The following is a 17,054-nucleotide window of genomic DNA, read 5'->3' on the forward strand; positions in this document are numbered from 1 at the left end:
TTTGCCGTCGCATTGCTGGAAATTAAGTATCGATAAAATCGATACTGAGTATAGCAACAAGTCGTTTTACTTGTAGTAGTCGGAGGCCTATGATGCCGCACTATCTCAGTGGCAGATCACTGCCCTTTGCATACAGCCATTCCTATTCGGAGATCAGCATGACAGAAGTGAAAGCGACGAATGTTCACTGGCACGACGGCGAAGTCAGCCGTGAAGATCGCAACGCCCTGCTTAAGCAGAAGGGTGTAACCCTGTGGTTTACCGGCCTGTCTGGCAGCGGTAAAAGCACCGTAGCCGTGGCGCTGGAGAAAGCGCTGATGGAGCAGGGCCACCTTTGCTACCGTCTGGATGGCGACAATATCCGCATGGGTATCAATAAAAATCTGGGTTTCAGCGCCGAAGATCGCGCCGAAAACATCCGCCGTATCGGCGAAGTAGCCAAGCTGTTCGTCGATACCGGCGTAATCGTATTGAGCAGCTTCGTTAGCCCCTACCGCGCTGACCGCGACGCTGTGCGCGCTCTGCACGATGAAAGCGGCATGGATTTCGTGGAAGTTTACGTGAACGTGCCGCTGGAAGTGGCCGAAGAGCGCGACCCGAAAGGTCTGTACAAAAAAGCGCGTGCGGGCGAAATCAAAAACTTCACCGGCATCGATGATCCCTATGAAGCTCCAGAGAAGCCCGAGCTGGTGCTGAACAGCCATGAGCTGAGCCTGGAAGAAGAAGTGAACGTACTGCTGGCCATGCTCAAAGAGCGCGGCGTTATCTGAACCCGAATCGACCGAAGTATTAAGGGAGTTACTTTATGATTAAGCCTCATGGCGCCGACGAACTGAAGCCATTGTTCGTCTATGACACCGAGCAACACCATGCCCTGAACAAAGAAGCTGAAAGTCTGCCGTCTATCGTCGTCAGCTCTGCCGCCGCGGCCAACGCGGTGATGTTGGGTGGCGGTTACTTCACCCCGCTGACCGGCTATATGAATCTGGCTGATTCACTGAGTGTGGCTGAAAATCTGCACACTGCTGATGGCCTGTTCTGGCCTGTGCCCATTATCAACCTGATGCCCAGCGCTGAAGGCGTTGAAGCGGGCAGCCGTATCGCCCTGCGCGACCCTAACGTTGAGGGCAACCCTGTTCTCGCCATCATGGATGTGGAGGCGGTTGAGAGCGTGAGCGACGAGCAGATCGACTTCATGGCCGAAAACATCTTCGGCACCCTGGACATGGACCACCCCGGTGTGAAGACCTTCAAAAGTCAGGGCAATGTTCTGCTGTCCGGTCCGATTCAGGTGCTGAACTTCTCCTACTTCCAGGACGACTTCCCCGACACCTTCCGCACCGCTGTTGAAATTCGCAACGAAATGGCTGAGCGCGGCTGGGAAAAAGTCGTGGCTTTCCAGACCCGTAACCCCATGCACCGTGCGCACGAAGAGCTGTGCCGTATGGCGATGGAAGACCTGGGCACCGATGGTATTCTGATTCACATGCTGCTGGGCAAGCTGAAGGCTGGCGATATTCCTGCTCATGTGCGCGACGCGGCGATCCGTAAGATGGTGGAAGTGTACTTCCCCAAAAACACCGTAATGATCACTGGCTACGGCTTCGATATGCTCTATGCCGGTCCCCGTGAGGCGGTGCTGCACGCGGTATTCCGTCAGAACTGTGGCTGTACTCACCTGATTGTGGGTCGCGATCACGCCGGTGTGGGCGACTACTACGGCGGTTTTGATGCGCAGACCATCTTCGATGAGAAAGTGCCCGCCGGTGCCCTGGAAATCGATATCTATCGTGCAGACCACACGGCGTACTCCAAGAAGCTGAACAAGGTGGTGATGATGCGCGATGCGCCAGATCACGAGAAAGAAGACTTTGTTCTGCTGTCAGGCACCAAGGTTCGTGAAATGCTGGGCAACGGTATTGCGCCGCCGCCTGAGTTCTCTCGTCCTGAAGTGGCTCAGATTCTGATGGATTACTATCAGATTGAAGGCTGATTTGCGGCGCTGAGCGCAAGCAAATAAAAAGCCCTGCCGCGCGAGCGACAGGGCTTTTTTTATGGGCGGTGTGTGTCCGATTAGAAGTAAAAGCCAAAGTTGATATTGAAGCGGGTATTCGCATTGCCGGCGTTCTCGCCCATGCTGCCGCCGATAAACGGCTGGTTTTCACCGTGTATCAGGTCGACATAGGTAAACAGGCTGCCTTTGCTGATCGACGCCCCGAGGACATGCATCTGCGTGTCGTCGAGTTGCCCCGATTTATTGCTGATCAGGCTGTTGTCCAAATAGAACGTTATCGCATCCAGCCCGGCCAGGGGCTTATCCCAGCGGTAGGCGATGTTGGCACTGTGAATATCCGCCTCGGCGGCAATACTGTCGAAGAAGGAATAGGCGCCCACTACCATACGCTCCGCGCCATCGTCGCTGTTGTACTCGTAATGCCCGGTGGTAAGTTGCAGGTTCCAGTTGCCCAGATTGGCGTCCATATGGAGTGCATACGCGCCGTAATCGCCAGCCGACTGTTCCTGGTCATTGTGCAACTGTCCATGCAACAGGGAGACGCCCAACTGAACCTTGCGGTTTTCATCTTGCAGAACATTGCCCGCTAACCGCCAGGCCAAGGTATTACTCTCTGCCAGCGCACTGCCCGGTGCATCAAAGGTGCCTTCTCCGGCTTGTCGGCTGCCGACGACATCGTAGGAGTAGCGGTCGCTACGATTGTCGACATAGCCGTCAATACCACCCTGTTCATCGTTCTTGAAAAGGGCGATCTGGCTTTCGATACGCTCGCCCTGATAGAGAAACTTCAGGCCGAAGTCGTAGTCATCTTCCAGCCCGACATAGTAATTGCTGCTGAAAAAGAAGCTGTGGGAGTTATAGCTGAGGTTGCCGAAGGGCACCTGGGTGATCCCCAGTTGTGCCTGCCATTCGGGATTGATCTGGTAGCCCAGCCAGGCGTGGTGTACCACTTCCATATACTGGTAGTAGCGCAGCTCCGCCGACAGCAGAATATTGTCCACAGTGCCATCAAAGTTCAGGCGGACCGTATCCAGGTCGAGGTCGCCGACCCGCTCGCGATTGCCGTTGTCGTAATCCTCGAAGGTATACTGAAATCGCACGGCGCCACCGACCGTAATGTCGGTGGCTGCCGAAGCCGTCAATGGCAGCAGCGTAGCGGCCAGGCAGACGAGAGGCTTTTTCATGCGTTGGCCTCCTCAGTCAGTGAGTCGTTGGGGGCGATGGTTGCTCGCGCCATGTCCAGATACAGCAGATGTTTGTTGTATTGGGACAGGATGTCACTGATGATCTGCTCGCGCGGATAATCCATGATGTCGTAATGCTGGGCGCCATCGCTAAGGTGTACGTCCAGGCGGAAGACATGATGCTGCCGGGCGGCGTCCATGTGCAGATCAGACACGACAAAGCTGGGCGCAATATGGCTGCTCAGAAAGACGCCGTAGCGGAAGTTCTCCTCGTCGCCATGGAAGACTTTGAGCACAATATTGTCGTCACCGCGCTGCACCTCACAGTGCAGATCGTGCTTGGCAAACTCCTTGCGCACCGCCGTAAAGGCATCCAGCACTTCCGAATTCAAAAACGCGGTGGCACGCTCCCGGCCAGGGAAGGTCACCATGCGTTTCAGACGAACCTGCCAGGGAACCTCGCTGGCCGTAATGCTGTGGTCGTCCTGGCTGCGTGCTTCCAGTCGCAGGCTTTCGCGTCTCAAGCCTTTGTGCAGGCCGTAGCAGATCACCAGCATGATAAACGTGAAGGGCAGGGCACTGGCGATGGCGGCGCTTTGCAGGGCCGCCAGACCACCGGCAAGCAGCAAGGCGATGGCAACAACACCTTCGGTGACCGCCCAGAATACACGCTGCCATGTGGGTGGCTCGTGGTTGCCGCCGGAAGTGATTATGTCGATGACCAGTGAGCCTGAATCGGAGGAAGTCACAAAAAACGTGATGACCAACAGGGTCGCCAGCATCGATGCAATATTCCCCATGGGCAGGTAATCAAACACTTTAAAAATAGCTGTGGAGACATCGCTGTTTACTGCCGCGGCAATCGCGCCATCGGCAATACCAAAGTCCAAGGCTATCGCGGTATTACCGAACAGCGTCATCCACACGAAGGTGAAGCCCACTGGCACAAAGAGAACGCCCATCACAAATTCACGAATGGTGCGGCCCCTCGATACGCGGGCGATGAACATGCCGACGAAAGGCGACCAGGCAATCCACCAGCCCCAGTAGAAGAGCGTCCACGCGCCCATCCATTCGGTGGGTTCGTAGGCGTAAAGATTGAAGGTTTTTTCCATCAGGCCATCGAGGTAGTGGCCGGTGTTTTGAACGACCGCCTGCAGCAGGTGCTGAGTGGGGCCGCTGACGAGCATGTAGACCATCAAGGCGCCGGCCAGTATCAGATTGAGAATACTGAGTCGACGGATACCGGCATCAAGGCCCGCAACGACCGAGGTCGTGGCAAAGGCGGTAATGATGGCGATCAATATAATTTGAACGGTCGTCGATACCTGAATATCAAACAGGTAGCTCAATCCCGCGTTTACCTGCATCACCCCGAGGCCCAGTGATGTGGCTACGCCAAACATGGTGCCCAGTACCGCGAAGATATCTACCGCATGACCGATCCAGCCGTGCATACGCTCGCCAATGATGGGATAGAGGGCTGAGCGGAGGGTGAGTGGCAGCCCGTGGCGAAAACCGAAATAGGCCAGTGACAGGCCCACCACGGCATAGATAGACCAGGCGTGCAGACCCCAGTGGAAGAAAGTGGTGGCCATGGCCTCCCTTGCGGCTTCCACGCTATGACCTTCTCCTTGGGGAGGGCTGCTCATATGAATCACGGGTTCGGCGACGCCATAGAATATCAAGCCGATACCCATGCCAGCGGAGAACAGCATGGCGAACCATGAGCTGTAGCTGAAGTCGGGCTGTGAATGCTCGGGGCCCAGGCGAATGCTGCCGTACTGGCTGAGTGCCAGATAAAGCGAGAACAGCAGGAAGACCGCGACAGCCAATAGATAAAACCAGCCAAAGCTGTCGACGATCCAGCTTTGAGTTTGGCTGAAGACGCTGCCCGCCAAGTCCGGGCTACTGACCGCGAAGAGAACGACGGCGAAAATGAGAATGACAGAGCCGAAAAAAACCGGCGGATTGATGTGTTTCAAACTGAAACCGGGGGAAGAGTTAGGCATGTTGCGCATGCTCCGATTAACGGTGTGTGACCTCGCAAGGATGAGTGGAATAGTATTAGTTAAGTCGCCAGAACTGCTGAATACAAGTAAAGCGCTAAAAAAGGCGGGAATTTGTAGAGTCGTTCAGGGGAGATAGCAATGTTGCGCGGTGAATCAATAAAAAAAGGGGCGGAAATCCGCCCCTTGTCGATATTGCCTGTGTTGGCTTAGCTTTCCGAGCTGATTACCTGCAGCTCTACGCGGCGGTTACGCTCGCGTCCTTCTTCCGTGCCGTTGTCGGCAACCGGCTTACTTTCACCATAACCCACAGCACGCAGGCGGCTGCTATCGATACCCTGACTGATCAGGAAATCAACCACGGCTTGAGCACGCTCTTGTGACAGGCGCTTGTTGTAAGCATCGCTGCCCATCGAATCGGTGTGACCGGCGATGATGATGCGTACATCAGGCTCGTTGGTCAGTGACTTGGCGACATTGCTCATGACCGTTTTCGAATCCAGCATCAAGCGGGCTTTGTCGAACTCGAAGTGAACACCGCTCAGCTCAACGGTTTGCGAAATTACGCAGCCACGTGAATTAACCTTCATGCCGGGCAGGGTGCCAGGACACTGGTCAATCTTGTTGGGCACGCCGTCGTTATCGGTATCCAGCGGACAGCCACGGGTGTCAACGGGGACGCCGTATGGTGTGCCTGGGCACTGGTCGATATCGTTGGGTACACCGTCGCGGTCGTCGTCGATGGAACAGCCGTTTACGTTAACCTTCGCGCCAGCGGGAGTGTTCGGGCACTGGTCGCGGAAGTTGGGTACGCCGTCGCCGTCACTGTCCAGAGGACAGCCGCTGGAATCAACGGGTGTACCGCGAGGGGTGTTCGGACATTTGTCGATCCGATCCGGCACACCGTCGCCATCGCTGTCGTAGTTATACGGCAGGGGCTTGTCACCGAACGGTACCGATACACCGAGCATGAAGGCATAGGTGTAGAAGTAATCGTCAACCAGCACGTCTTTTTCGTGGATCTTATCGATCTGGTAGCGGGCTTCAGCGCGAAGCGAGGCATGATCCAGTTCGTAAGTCAGACCGAGAATGGCGTCGTTACCGTAGTTGGACTCGATGTCGCCAACAAACTCGATTTCGTGATAAGTCAGACCCAGACCGAAGTAGGGCTGCAATGCGCTGGCATCCAGATAAAAGGCGCCAAAGGGGAAAAACAGAATATCCAGGCCTGTTGCGGCGCGCTTGTAAATATCGTCTTTGCTGGTTTTGAGTTCGCCGTAGTTAATATGGCCATCCAGCATAATGTAGGGGCTGATGGGTTTACCGAAACCGAGTTTGCCTTGAGCGCCGTTGTCCAGGTCCTCGTCGTCGGCAACCTGTGCACCCAGCATACCGTGCACACGCCAGCGATCGTCGAATACCTTTTCCTCATCGCTGCTCTGGGCAACCGCGGTGAGCGCCAGGCCCATCGCGGCAACACCTAGCGCAAAATTACGCAGTTTCATTGGGAGTCTCCTAGTAGCTATCCAATGGCAAAACGCGGCCCGAAGGCCGCGCTGGTATTGTTGTTTTCTTAGTTAAATAAGGCGGCGCAGTCTTCAAAGGAGAAGTCAATATCCTCAAAGCCGCTGGTATCGCCCAGCCCCAGAATGAAGTCCAGTAGGCCACCCACTATATCCAGCGTTGTGGAGAGAATACAGGAGTCAAGGAAGTCGACCAGTACGCCAAGGCCGGGAACATCGCCGACACCGTTAATCAAGCCGTCGGTGATGGTCGCCAGGCCAAAGCCGAGGTCAGGGGCATCTTCGCTCAAGCCAGTGAAGTCACCGTAGAGCAGGCCATCCAGAATCTCTTCCACGGGCAGTAGGCCACCGTCGTCATTGGCAACCAGGCTGGCCAGCAGCGGGTCTGCAACCAGGCTTACGCCGTAGATGACAGGTAGAAGAATGCCTGGGCCGTCGCCGTCAACGAATGGCAGTGAGCCGCCGAGCGTCAGTACCGGCTCCAGTGTTTCACAGAGCTCATTAGACGAGGCAAGCAGTGTGTCGTCCGCGACAGGCAGAACCAGAATGGTGGTGCCGTCAACCGTACGGATGTCCTCAGGGATTTGCTTGCTTTCGTCTTTCAGCGCAAAGCCTGTTACGCACACAGTGTTAAGGCGCAGCAAGCCATCGGACTTCAGGCGACCTTTCTTGTTCGGGTCGAAGCTGGCCGCCGGTGAGTTAACAATCACGCCACCGGTTACCTCGCCGAGGTCGGGGATTTCACCGAGGTTGGAAATGCTCCGACACATGGCAGGATCTGCCCAGCTGCCACTCCAGTAGCCCGATTCCGCGCTGAACTGGATCTCAGTCTCAGGGGTGACGTAGACGAGGCCGGAGTCCGGTGCATTGGGATCATCCAGGTTGGGGTCTGCAGAGCCCGGGATGTTGGAGAATACGGCGTAAATCTCGAACTGCTGGCCGTTCTCTACAAAGTTTTCGTCATTGCTGACTGACGATACGAGGTCTAAGCGGCCCACACAGGCGAACTGGTCGATTTCCACTTCATCCGGCTCGGACCGGTTCGGCACCATAAACAGACGCAGCGCCTGCAGTTCGCCGGGGTCGCGCGCTTCAATGTTGCGGCTGCCGCTGATGTCCTCATCGCTGCCGATGTAAGTCACAGTCAGTGTGAACGGGAAGGGCTCTTCCGCCAACTGAACACCGGTTTTCGGCTCGAGAGTGATAACAGGTGTTGCCTCTGCGCTGGGTTCTGCAACATCAGGCGCGGAAGAGGTCCAGCGGATCAGGCCGTTGGGGCAGGTCTCGAACTCTTGCTCAGTACCAGACAGGTCGCTGAATTGACACAGAGCGCGGTACTCAATGCCATCCAGGAAGCTGTTGACGTAGATGGTATCTGGGCTCTGTTGGGGATCGTCCGCGTTGAGGCCGTCAGTGCGCTCAATCTTGATAGCGTCTACGCGCGCATCCACCAGATTCAGTGTCAGACTGTCTTGCAGCTCGGGAACGCCTTCGCCAAAGTTACCGGTAACAACTGCATTGGGGTTGGCGACAACTTCGACAAGTTGTGCGTAGGCGAGGCGGTCGATAGTGGCGGCTGTACCCTGATCAGGGTCAACAGCGGGATCGCTGGAGAAAATATCGGGCTCGTCGACACTCCACGTCGGTGCAGTAGCATTCTCGCGTTCTTCGCTACACAAGTATTCGGTGAGCGTTTGCGTAGTATCCGTGGTCGAGTTGAACGTCTTGCGGGCCACGAACTGAAGATTTTGCGCGGCGGGTACAAAGATACTGTCAGTATCCAGGCCGCGGCAATCCGCAACGTATTCCTCATTGAATGCTCCACCTGCACTACAGGCATCGCCAGCGGGGTTGATCACCGCGCAGATATCAACGCTGGAGAAGGTTGCCGGGCGAAGAGTGACTTTCAGTTCTCGTACGCCATCGGAGGAGGCGCCATCGCAGGCAACATTGCTGTCGCCATCAACGGCGAACAGGGTCACTTCTACAGCAGTGTTATCACCGTCGGGGGTGAAGGGGTTGGTATACGTGACATCCACAACACCATCGCCGGGGCTGACGGGCTGGCCAGCTTCCACGGTGGCAAACTCGCTGCTTGAACAGATCACCACGGTATGCGTGCGGTTCTCCGGCACCGAGGTGTTGGTGAAGTATTGCAGGAGGCGGTAACCATTGGTCTCGCTGTCACCGGGAATCGTCGGGTCAAGCAGGATGAGGTCTTTGCCCACCAGTTGCTCGGCGCCACTCGGGGTTGGCGGAACAATGGTGAAGTCGCCTACTCGAGAGGTCCCTTGGAAGGTGCCAGTGATTGACGCGCTGACCACGGCCGCGTCGATCTCCATTTGCTGGGTGCTCTCGATATCGATAACAGTACCAATACCATTGCGGGTGACCGTCCGGAAAGACAGGTCGCCATCTTCATCTGAAGACAGTGCCGCAAGAGGGGTATTGGTGAGCGTCCAGTTAACGCGGGAGGTAATGTTTTGGGCCGGGCCGACATTTTTGTTAATGCCGTCAGACTGCAGGGCCATGATTCTTACGGAAATACGGTTGTTACCCGTTCCCGGTAGAGTGGTGATGCCGTCGATGAATTCCAATTGCATGGTCGACGGGTCGATGCTTAGGCCGGGACGATCAGGGCTTCGGGCATCGCCACCACCACCACAGGCCGCAAGTAAGCTGGATGTGATCAAGAGCCACACCGCGAGTCTGAGACTTTTCATTTATCCCCCTCCAGGAGAGTCGAGCAGGTGTTACAGGGCGTTATTAAATACGTTCGTCTAAAAACTTAAGTAGTTTCACGGATGTAGCAGGTAAAAACAACTATTGCCGCATCTAAGCTTAGATGTTAGAGCAGGGGTGGCGGGCATTTCTGTGATCTATGCACGGGCTCAGGGTAAAAAACTGTGCATTTTTACGCAGAATTTCCAAGTGGGTGACATTTTTACCTTTCGACATGCCCGAGCTGTACAGCCAAAGCCGCACAAACAAATGCGCAGCGGTTTTTGACCGCGAATGACATTGTCATTGCCTGCCGTCAGACGCAAGCTCCTGAACATGAACAATAAGTAAGGAGTTTCTAATGGCGCGCTACCGGCTTCACTCACTTTATCAACGTATGGGACTTATCGGGGCGCCAGGCACCGTGACTGCGCAAGGCATGCCATCTCCGCTGTCAGTTCTTTTGCGCTTTGTGGCGAGTCGGTTTAGGCGCGATACGCCGGTAACGCCCAGTGACTTCAGTTTACGAGTCATGCGCCTGGCCGCTGAATTGGAGATTGATGTCCCAGAGCCGATGACGCTTGTTGGGGGAGAGCTGCGTTGGCATTCCACCGGAGTGCAGTGTCAGGCCGGTGATCGCGTCATGCTGCTCGCCTGCGGACGTCTGTATCTTTCCAGGGCGCTCGACGTAGGTCTGGGGCCGAATTCCGCGCTTTGGTATCGCTTCGGTGAGGGCAAGGTGCAGAAGGCCTTGAGCGAGGCCACGATCCTTACTGCTGACTGTAATGGTGAATTACAGCTTATTGCTGTAGCTCCCGGCGATTTTGCGACGACCACTGGCGATATTGATGAGGTGGCGCAGCCACCCTTGCCGCTGACTGGAACGATGGCGGTGATTCCTGTTCCAGCGCTTGCGGATGCCGAGTTGCTGGCTAGAGCGCGGCAGTCAGCGCCCGAGCTATTTGCCGATGTTGCCGAAGCGCAGCCGTTGCCCGAGGGCTGGAAGGATTTATGGCGAATGGGCCAGGGGCGCATTTTCTCGACGAACGGCTGCGGCGAAATAAGCTGTCGTACCTGTGGCGATGTGGGGATTGTTCAATACCCGATTGACCTTCCTCTCGACGATGCGTTGACGCTGAACTGGGCATGGATGGCTGAGTCGCTGCGGTCCGATCTGCCAGAAAATATTCAGGCAACGCACGACTACCTATCTATCGCTGTCGAGTTTGATAACGGCCTGGATTTAACCTACATGTGGAGTACCGAGCTCGCCGAGGGCACGATTTTTCAGTGTCCACTTCCCTGGTGGGATCAACGTGAAACGCATTGGGTGCTGCGCAATGATCACGAAAAATTAGGGCATTGGCTGCAGGAGCGGCGCTCCCTGCTTGCCGATTACCGGCGGGCTATTGGGGGGGAGCCGCCTGAGCGTGTTGTCGCCGTATGGCTAATCGCCAACTCTGTTTTTCAGCGCGGAGAGGGGCGCTGCCGCTATCGGGATATCGGCTTTGACAATGTCGATGGCCATCACCCCGTTTGGACGGTGGCGCAAGGCGCAGCAGAGAGTGCCAGTTGAGCGCCGTGCGGTGATCACTGCCGGCCGACATGGCGACGAGCCTGCGGCTGGCCTTCTTTTTCCTGTCTTTAAATATTTGCAAGATTTGCAAATTCGCAAATTTTCTTCGCAATAACCCGCTTTTTTAGCCCTTGTTACACGATGTTTGCCGCGCAACTATGGCGGCCGTGCAGCGCTGTGGGCCGAGTTCCCGCTGTACGTGAACACGCAGTAATTGTCATTGCCAATGGGCCAGTAGAGATCATGGTCTGGCCGATCCGCTTTGCAAGTATTGCGAATATCTTGAAGTTACTAACTGGCTGTCCATTGCTGGGGTCAGCGGTTGCGGAGAACGATCATGAGCGAAGCCTTCATCTCAAAAGAAGCCTCAACGGGCGCGACGCCGGTTGGCAAAAAGCCCAAGAAGTCGGTCGCCCTGTCCGGGGTCGTGGCCGGCAATACCGCGATTTGCACGGTGGGGCGCACGGGCAACGATCTGCACTATCGCGGTTACGACATTCTCGATCTGGCGCAGAACTGTGAATTCGAAGAAGTTGCCCATCTGCTGATACACGACAAGCTGCCAACCGCCGCCGAGCTCCGTGCTTACAAGACGCGCCTTAAATCGCTGCGCAGTCTACCCGCCAATGTGAAAAGCGCCTTGGAGGCCGTGCCCGCTGCGGCTCACCCGATGGATGTGATGCGCTGTGGCGTCTCGGCGTTGGGCTGCGTGTTGCCGGAAAAAGAGGATCACAATATTCCGGGCGCCCGCGATATTGCTGACCGGCTGGTGGCATCGCTGGGTTCCATGCTGCTCTACTGGTATCACTGGTCTACCTCGGGGCGCCGCATCGAGGTGGAAACCGATGATGATTCGGTTGGTGGGCACTTCCTGCACCTGCTGCATGGCGAGACTCCCAGCGAGTCTTGGGTGAAGGCCATGCACGTTTCATTAATTCTGTATGCCGAGCACGAATTTAATGCCTCGACCTTTACCTCGCGGGTTATTGCGGGCACTGGCAGCGATATGTACTCGGCCATTGCCGGGGGGATCGGGGCGCTGCGGGGGCCCAAGCACGGCGGGGCCAATGAAGTCGCTTTCGAGGTGCAGAAGCGCTACGTCTCGCCGGATGAGGCCGAGGCGGATATTCGCCGTCGGGTGGAAAACAAGGAAGTGGTCATCGGTTTTGGTCATCCGGTCTATACCGTGAGCGACCCCCGCAACGAGGTGATCAAAAACATCGCCCGGCAGCTTTCAGAAGAAGCGGGCAGCATGAAGATGTTTAACATCGCCGAGCGACTGGAGTCAGTGATGTGGGAGGTCAAAAAGATGTTTCCCAACCTCGATTGGTTCAGTGCCGTCAGCTACCACATGATGGGCGTGCCCACGGCAATGTTTACGCCGCTGTTCGTAATTGCTCGCACGGCGGGCTGGTCGGCGCATGTGATCGAGCAACGTATCGACAACAAAATCATTCGACCCAGTGCCAACTATATCGGTCCCGAAGATATGGCGTTTACGCCGATGACCCAGCGCGCCTGAGGCTTTTTCCCATTTGTTGTTGCGGCAGCAACGCTAGTCTGCCGCTGTTGTGATGTTATGAGGTTCCACATTGTCATCGTTAAATACTGCCTATCGCATTGCTCTGCCGGGTACCGAACTGGATTATTACGACGCGCGCAGCGCGGTGAATGCCATCCGGCCGGGTGCCTATGAGGGCTTGCCCTACACCTCGCGGGTGCTCGCCGAACAGTTACTGCGACGCTGTGAGCCGAACGCCCTGACCGAGGCACTCACGCAGTTGGTTGAGCGCCGCCGAGACAGCGATTTTCCCTGGTATCCCGCCAGAGTGGTTTGCCACGATATTCTCGGCCAGACGGCGCTGGTTGATCTTGCTGGCTTGCGCGATGCCATTGCCGAGCAGGGAGGGGATCCTGCCAAGGTGAATCCGGTAGTGCCCACTCAGTTGATTGTCGACCACTCTCTGGCGGTGGAAGCGGCGGGGTTTGATCCCGAAGCTTTTGAGAAAAATCGCGAGATTGAAGATCGCCGCAATGAAGACCGTTTTCACTTCATTGAGTGGACCAAAACCGCATTTGAGAATGTGGATGTGATTCCCGCAGGCAACGGCATCATGCACCAGATTAATCTGGAGAAGATGTCGCCGGTCATTCAGTCTCGCGACGGCGTCGCTTTCCCGGATACCTGCGTAGGCACCGACAGCCACACCCCGCATGTGGATGCGCTGGGCGTCATTGCTATTGGCGTAGGTGGCCTGGAAGCCGAAACGGTGATGTTGGGGCGTCCATCGATGATGCGTCTGCCGGATATTGTCGGTGTGAAACTGAGCGGCAAGCGTCAGCCCGGTATCACCGCGACCGATATTGTGCTGGCGCTGACGGAGTTCCTGCGTCAGCAAAAGGTGGTGTCGGCCTATCTGGAGTTCTTTGGCGAGGGCGCTCGCGACCTGACCATCGGCGACCGCGCGACCATTTCCAATATGACGCCGGAGTTTGGTGCTTCTGCTGGGCTGTTCTATATCGATGAGCAGACGCTGGATTATCTGGCACTAACCGGGCGCGAACCGGAGCAGGTCAAGCTGGTTGAACAGTATGCCAAAACCGCCGGACTGTGGGCCGACGATCTTGAGGGCGCAGAATACGAGCGAGTGTTGGAGTTCGATCTGTCCAGCGTGGCACGCAATATGGCCGGGCCATCCAACCCGCATCGCCGCCTGCCGACCACAGCCCTTCATGAGCGGGGAATAGCGGTGGGTCTGGAAAAAGCGCGTGAAGAGGAGGCTCAGGGAAAGCTGCCCGATGGCGCGGTGATTATTGCGGCCATTACGTCCTGCACCAATACCTCGAATCCGCGCAATGTGGTCGCGGCGGGCTTGCTTGCCAAAAAGGCCAATGCGCTGGGGCTGCTGCGTAAGCCCTGGGTGAAAACCTCGTTTGCGCCGGGTTCCAAGGTGGCTCGTCTGTATTTGGAAGAAGCAGGGCTTCTGCCGGAGCTGGAAAAGCTGGGCTTTGGGATCGTCGCCTATGCCTGCACCACCTGTAACGGCATGAGCGGGGCACTGGACCCGGCGATTCAGCAGGAAATTATCGCTCGTGATTTGTATGCCACAGCGGTGTTGTCGGGCAATCGCAACTTCGATGGCCGCATTCATCCCTATGCCAAGCAGGCCTTTCTGGCGTCACCACCGCTGGTGGTGGCCTATGCCATTGCCGGTACGGTGCGCTTCGATATTGAAAAAGACGTGTTGGGCTTCGATGACAATGGCATGCCGATTACCTTGAAAACGCTGTGGCCCTCCGACGAGGAGATCGACGCCATTGTTCGCGACCATGTCCATCCCGAGCAGTTTAGGCAGGTGTACATCCCCATGTTTGATCTGGATCGCGGCGCCCGGGCACCGAGCCCATTGTATGACTGGCGTCCTCAGAGCACATATATTCGCCGTCCTCCGTACTGGGAGGGCGCACTGGCCGGAGAGCGCAGTCTGACGGGTATGCGCCCGCTGGCGGTGCTGGGTGACAATATCACCACCGACCACCTGTCTCCCTCCAATGCGATTCTGGCCTCCAGCGCGGCGGGGGAGTACCTGGCCAAAATGGGGCTGCCCGAGGAGGACTTTAACTCTTATGCCACGCACCGGGGCGACCATCTCACCGCGCAGCGGGCAACCTTTGCCAATCCCAAGTTGTTGAACGAAATGTGCTTGGATGGCAAGACTGGCGAGCTTATCCAGGGCTCGCTGGCACGACTGGAGCCGGAGGGCGATATCGTGCGCATGTGGGAGGCCATTGAAACCTATATGGCTCGAAAGCAGCCGCTGATTATTGTCGCGGGGGCCGATTACGGACAGGGCTCATCCCGCGACTGGGCGGCAAAAGGTGTGCGTCTGGCCGGGGTTGAGGCCATTGTGGCAGAAGGCTTCGAGCGCATTCACCGCACCAATCTGGTTGGCATGGGTGTTCTGCCGCTGGAGTTCAAGGCAGGGGAAAACCGCAATACCTTTGGGATTGATGGCTCCGAGTTGTACGACGTGGTGGGCGACATTGCGCCCCGCGCCGAGCTGACCTTGATTATTCACCGCCAGAACGGCGATAGCGTGCAGGTGCCGGTGACCTGTCGCCTGGATACAGCCGAAGAGGTTTCGGTGTATGCGGCAGGCGGGGTATTGCAGCGCTTTGCTCAGGATTTTCTGGCGGGCAATGAGGCGGCATAAATGTGTTGCCTTGCCGCCGTGTTAACGATTTAAGGACAGCGTATGTCGTGTTCACCTCAGCTTCGTATTCCCGCTACCTATATGCGTGGCGGCACCTCAAAAGGGGTGTTTTTTCGGCTGGATGATCTCCCTGTTGCTTGTCAGCAGCCGGGGGAGGCCAGAGACCGCCTGTTTATGCGGGTGATCGGCAGTCCCGATCCCTATGCCGCCCATATTGATGGCATGGGTGGCGCGACGTCCAGCACCAGCAAATGCGTGATTCTGTCGAAAAGCCAGCAGCCTGATCACGATGTGGACTACCTCTATGGCCAGGTGTCAATTGACAAGCCCTTTGTGGATTGGAGTGGCAATTGCGGCAATCTGTCTACGGCGGCGGGGGCCTTCGCCATTCACGCCGGGTTGATTGAGCCGTCGCGATTGCCGGAAAGCGGCTACTGCGAGGTGCGTATCTGGCAGGCCAATATCGGCAAAACCATTATTGCCCGCGTGCCGGTCTGCGATGGTCAGGTGCAGGAAAGCGGCGATTTTGAGCTGGACGGTGTGACCTTTCCCGCCGCAGAGGTTGTGCTGGAATTTCTCGACCCGGCCGATGACGGTGAGGATACGTCGCTGTTTCCCACAGGCAATCCTGTCGATGAGCTGGACGTGCCGGGGATCGGTACGCTGCCTGCCACGATGATGACGGCGGGGATTCCCACTGTATTCGTCAACGCCGCAGACATTGGCTACCAGGGCACTGAGCTTCGCGACGATATCAATAATGACACGGTGGCGCTGCAAAAGCTGGAAGCCATTCGCGTGGCGGGTGCGCTGCGCATGGGCTTGATCCGCGCGCCGGAAGAAGCACTGCAGCGCCAGCACACCCCCAAAATTGCTTTCGTGGCCGCGCCTGCTGACTACCTTGCAGCAAGTGGGGGCACCGTTTCTGCCGAAGATATCGACCTCTTGGTGAGGGCGGTGTCGATGGGCAAGTTGCACCACGCCATGATGGGTACAGCGGCCGTTGCCATCGCCGCCGCGGCGGCAATTCCCGGCACCTTGGTCAATCTTGCGGCGGGCGGCCGTGCTCGTGAGTCCGTCTGTTTCGGACATCCCTCCGGCACGCTGCGTGTGGGTGCCGAGGTGGCAGAAGAAAACGGCGAGTGGCGTGTGAAGCGCGCCATTATGAGTCGTAGCGCCCGCATTCTGATGGACGGCTGGGTTCGCGTTCCAGCCGATACCTTTTAACGCAGTAACACTGAATTATTGACAGGAAAAACGTATGTCCACAGGAAAAACTTTGAGAGAACTTGCCAATGCCCGTCGGGGGGTACTGGTGCCTGGCGCCTTCAATGCCTTGTCTGCCAAAGTGATTGCCGATCTCGGTTTTGAAGCGATTTATGTCACCGGCGCTGGCGTTACCAATATGCAGCTGGGACTGCCGGACATGGGATTTATGGGGCTGGCGGAAATTGTCGAACAGACCTCACGTATCCGCGACGCGGTGGATCTCCCGCTGCTGGTTGATGCCGACACCGGTTTCGGCAACGCCGTCAATGTGCGCCACAGTATCCGTCAGCTCGAACGGGCTGGCGCCGACTGCGTGCAGTTGGAGGATCAGCTCAGCCCCAAACGCTGTGGCCACTTTAATGGCAAGGCGGTGATTAGCTGCGAAGAAATGGTCGGCAAAATCAAAGCCGCCGTCGATGCCCGTCAAAGCGAAGACCTGCTGATTATGGCTCGCACCGATGCTTGCGCTATCGATGGCTTCGATGCCGCCGTTGACCGCGCGGCAGCTTATGCTGAGGCCGGTGCCGACATTCTGTTTGTCGAA

11 protein-coding genes are annotated in these 17,054 nt (G+C 56.8%); 7 read left to right on the forward strand and 4 right to left on the reverse strand.

Features of this window, described 5'->3' with window-relative positions; all coding sequences use genetic code 11:
* Positions 1 to 158 precede the first annotated feature (158 nt).
* Both cysC and sat read left to right on the forward strand, forming a co-directional pair.
* Positions 159 to 770, forward strand: coding sequence for an adenylyl-sulfate kinase (gene cysC, locus AC5DB9_RS09910; RefSeq protein ID WP_028968561.1), 612 nt, complete (start codon positions 159 to 161; stop codon positions 768 to 770).
* A 35-nt stretch (positions 771 to 805) separates the two neighbouring features.
* The gene (gene sat / locus AC5DB9_RS09915; RefSeq protein ID WP_022960438.1) at positions 806 to 1,993 is read left to right on the forward strand and encodes a sulfate adenylyltransferase; all 1,188 of its coding nucleotides are present in this window, start codon (positions 806 to 808) and stop codon (positions 1,991 to 1,993) included.
* Between the two features lie 80 nt (positions 1,994 to 2,073).
* Here sat and AC5DB9_RS09920 read toward each other — a convergent pair whose 3' ends face one another.
* The 4 genes from AC5DB9_RS09920 to AC5DB9_RS09935 all read right to left on the reverse strand — a co-directional run bounded on the left by AC5DB9_RS09920 (position 2,074) and on the right by AC5DB9_RS09935 (position 9,453).
* Positions 2,074 to 3,198 carry a carbohydrate porin gene (locus AC5DB9_RS09920; RefSeq protein ID WP_272992674.1) on the reverse strand — a complete coding sequence of 375 codons (1,125 nt, stop codon included), beginning with the start codon at positions 3,196 to 3,198 and terminating at the stop codon, positions 2,074 to 2,076.
* A complete protein-coding gene (locus AC5DB9_RS09925; RefSeq protein WP_272992675.1) occupies positions 3,195 to 5,210 on the reverse strand; it encodes a BCCT family transporter in 2,016 nt (671 codons plus the stop codon). Before AC5DB9_RS09925 ends, AC5DB9_RS09920 begins: the two co-directional genes overlap by 4 nt.
* 206 nt (positions 5,211 to 5,416) lie before the next feature.
* Positions 5,417 to 6,712: an OmpA family protein gene (locus tag AC5DB9_RS09930; RefSeq protein WP_272992677.1), complete on the reverse strand. Its 1,296-nt coding sequence runs from the start codon at positions 6,710 to 6,712 to the stop codon at positions 5,417 to 5,419.
* Positions 6,713 to 6,780: 68 nt separating this feature from the next.
* Positions 6,781 to 9,453: a hypothetical protein gene (locus AC5DB9_RS09935; RefSeq protein ID WP_272992679.1), complete on the reverse strand. Its 2,673-nt coding sequence runs from the start codon at positions 9,451 to 9,453 to the stop codon at positions 6,781 to 6,783.
* A 359-nt stretch (positions 9,454 to 9,812) separates the two neighbouring features.
* On the opposite strand from AC5DB9_RS09935, the gene AC5DB9_RS09940 reads away from it, so the two are divergent.
* The 5 genes from AC5DB9_RS09940 to AC5DB9_RS09960 all read left to right on the forward strand — a co-directional run.
* Positions 9,813 to 11,027 carry a DUF3047 domain-containing protein gene (locus AC5DB9_RS09940; RefSeq protein ID WP_272992681.1) on the forward strand — a complete coding sequence of 405 codons (1,215 nt, stop codon included), beginning with the start codon at positions 9,813 to 9,815 and terminating at the stop codon, positions 11,025 to 11,027.
* A gap of 337 nt (positions 11,028 to 11,364) precedes the next feature.
* Positions 11,365 to 12,549 (forward strand): bifunctional 2-methylcitrate synthase/citrate synthase, encoded by a 1,185-nt coding sequence (prpC, locus tag AC5DB9_RS09945; protein WP_272992683.1) that lies wholly within the window; start codon positions 11,365 to 11,367, stop codon positions 12,547 to 12,549.
* Between the two features lie 70 nt (positions 12,550 to 12,619).
* Positions 12,620 to 15,241 (forward strand): Fe/S-dependent 2-methylisocitrate dehydratase AcnD, encoded by a 2,622-nt coding sequence (gene acnD, locus AC5DB9_RS09950; RefSeq protein ID WP_272992686.1) that lies wholly within the window; start codon positions 12,620 to 12,622, stop codon positions 15,239 to 15,241.
* A 42-nt stretch (positions 15,242 to 15,283) separates the two neighbouring features.
* Positions 15,284 to 16,468 carry a 2-methylaconitate cis-trans isomerase PrpF gene (gene prpF, locus AC5DB9_RS09955; RefSeq protein ID WP_273008976.1) on the forward strand — a complete coding sequence of 395 codons (1,185 nt, stop codon included), beginning with the start codon at positions 15,284 to 15,286 and terminating at the stop codon, positions 16,466 to 16,468.
* 34 nt (positions 16,469 to 16,502) lie between these two features.
* On the forward strand, positions 16,503 to 17,054 hold a 552-nt coding region (locus tag AC5DB9_RS09960; protein ID WP_491732049.1), incomplete at its 3' end, for an isocitrate lyase/PEP mutase family protein.

It is taken from the genome of Spongiibacter sp., from assembly GCF_984394615.1.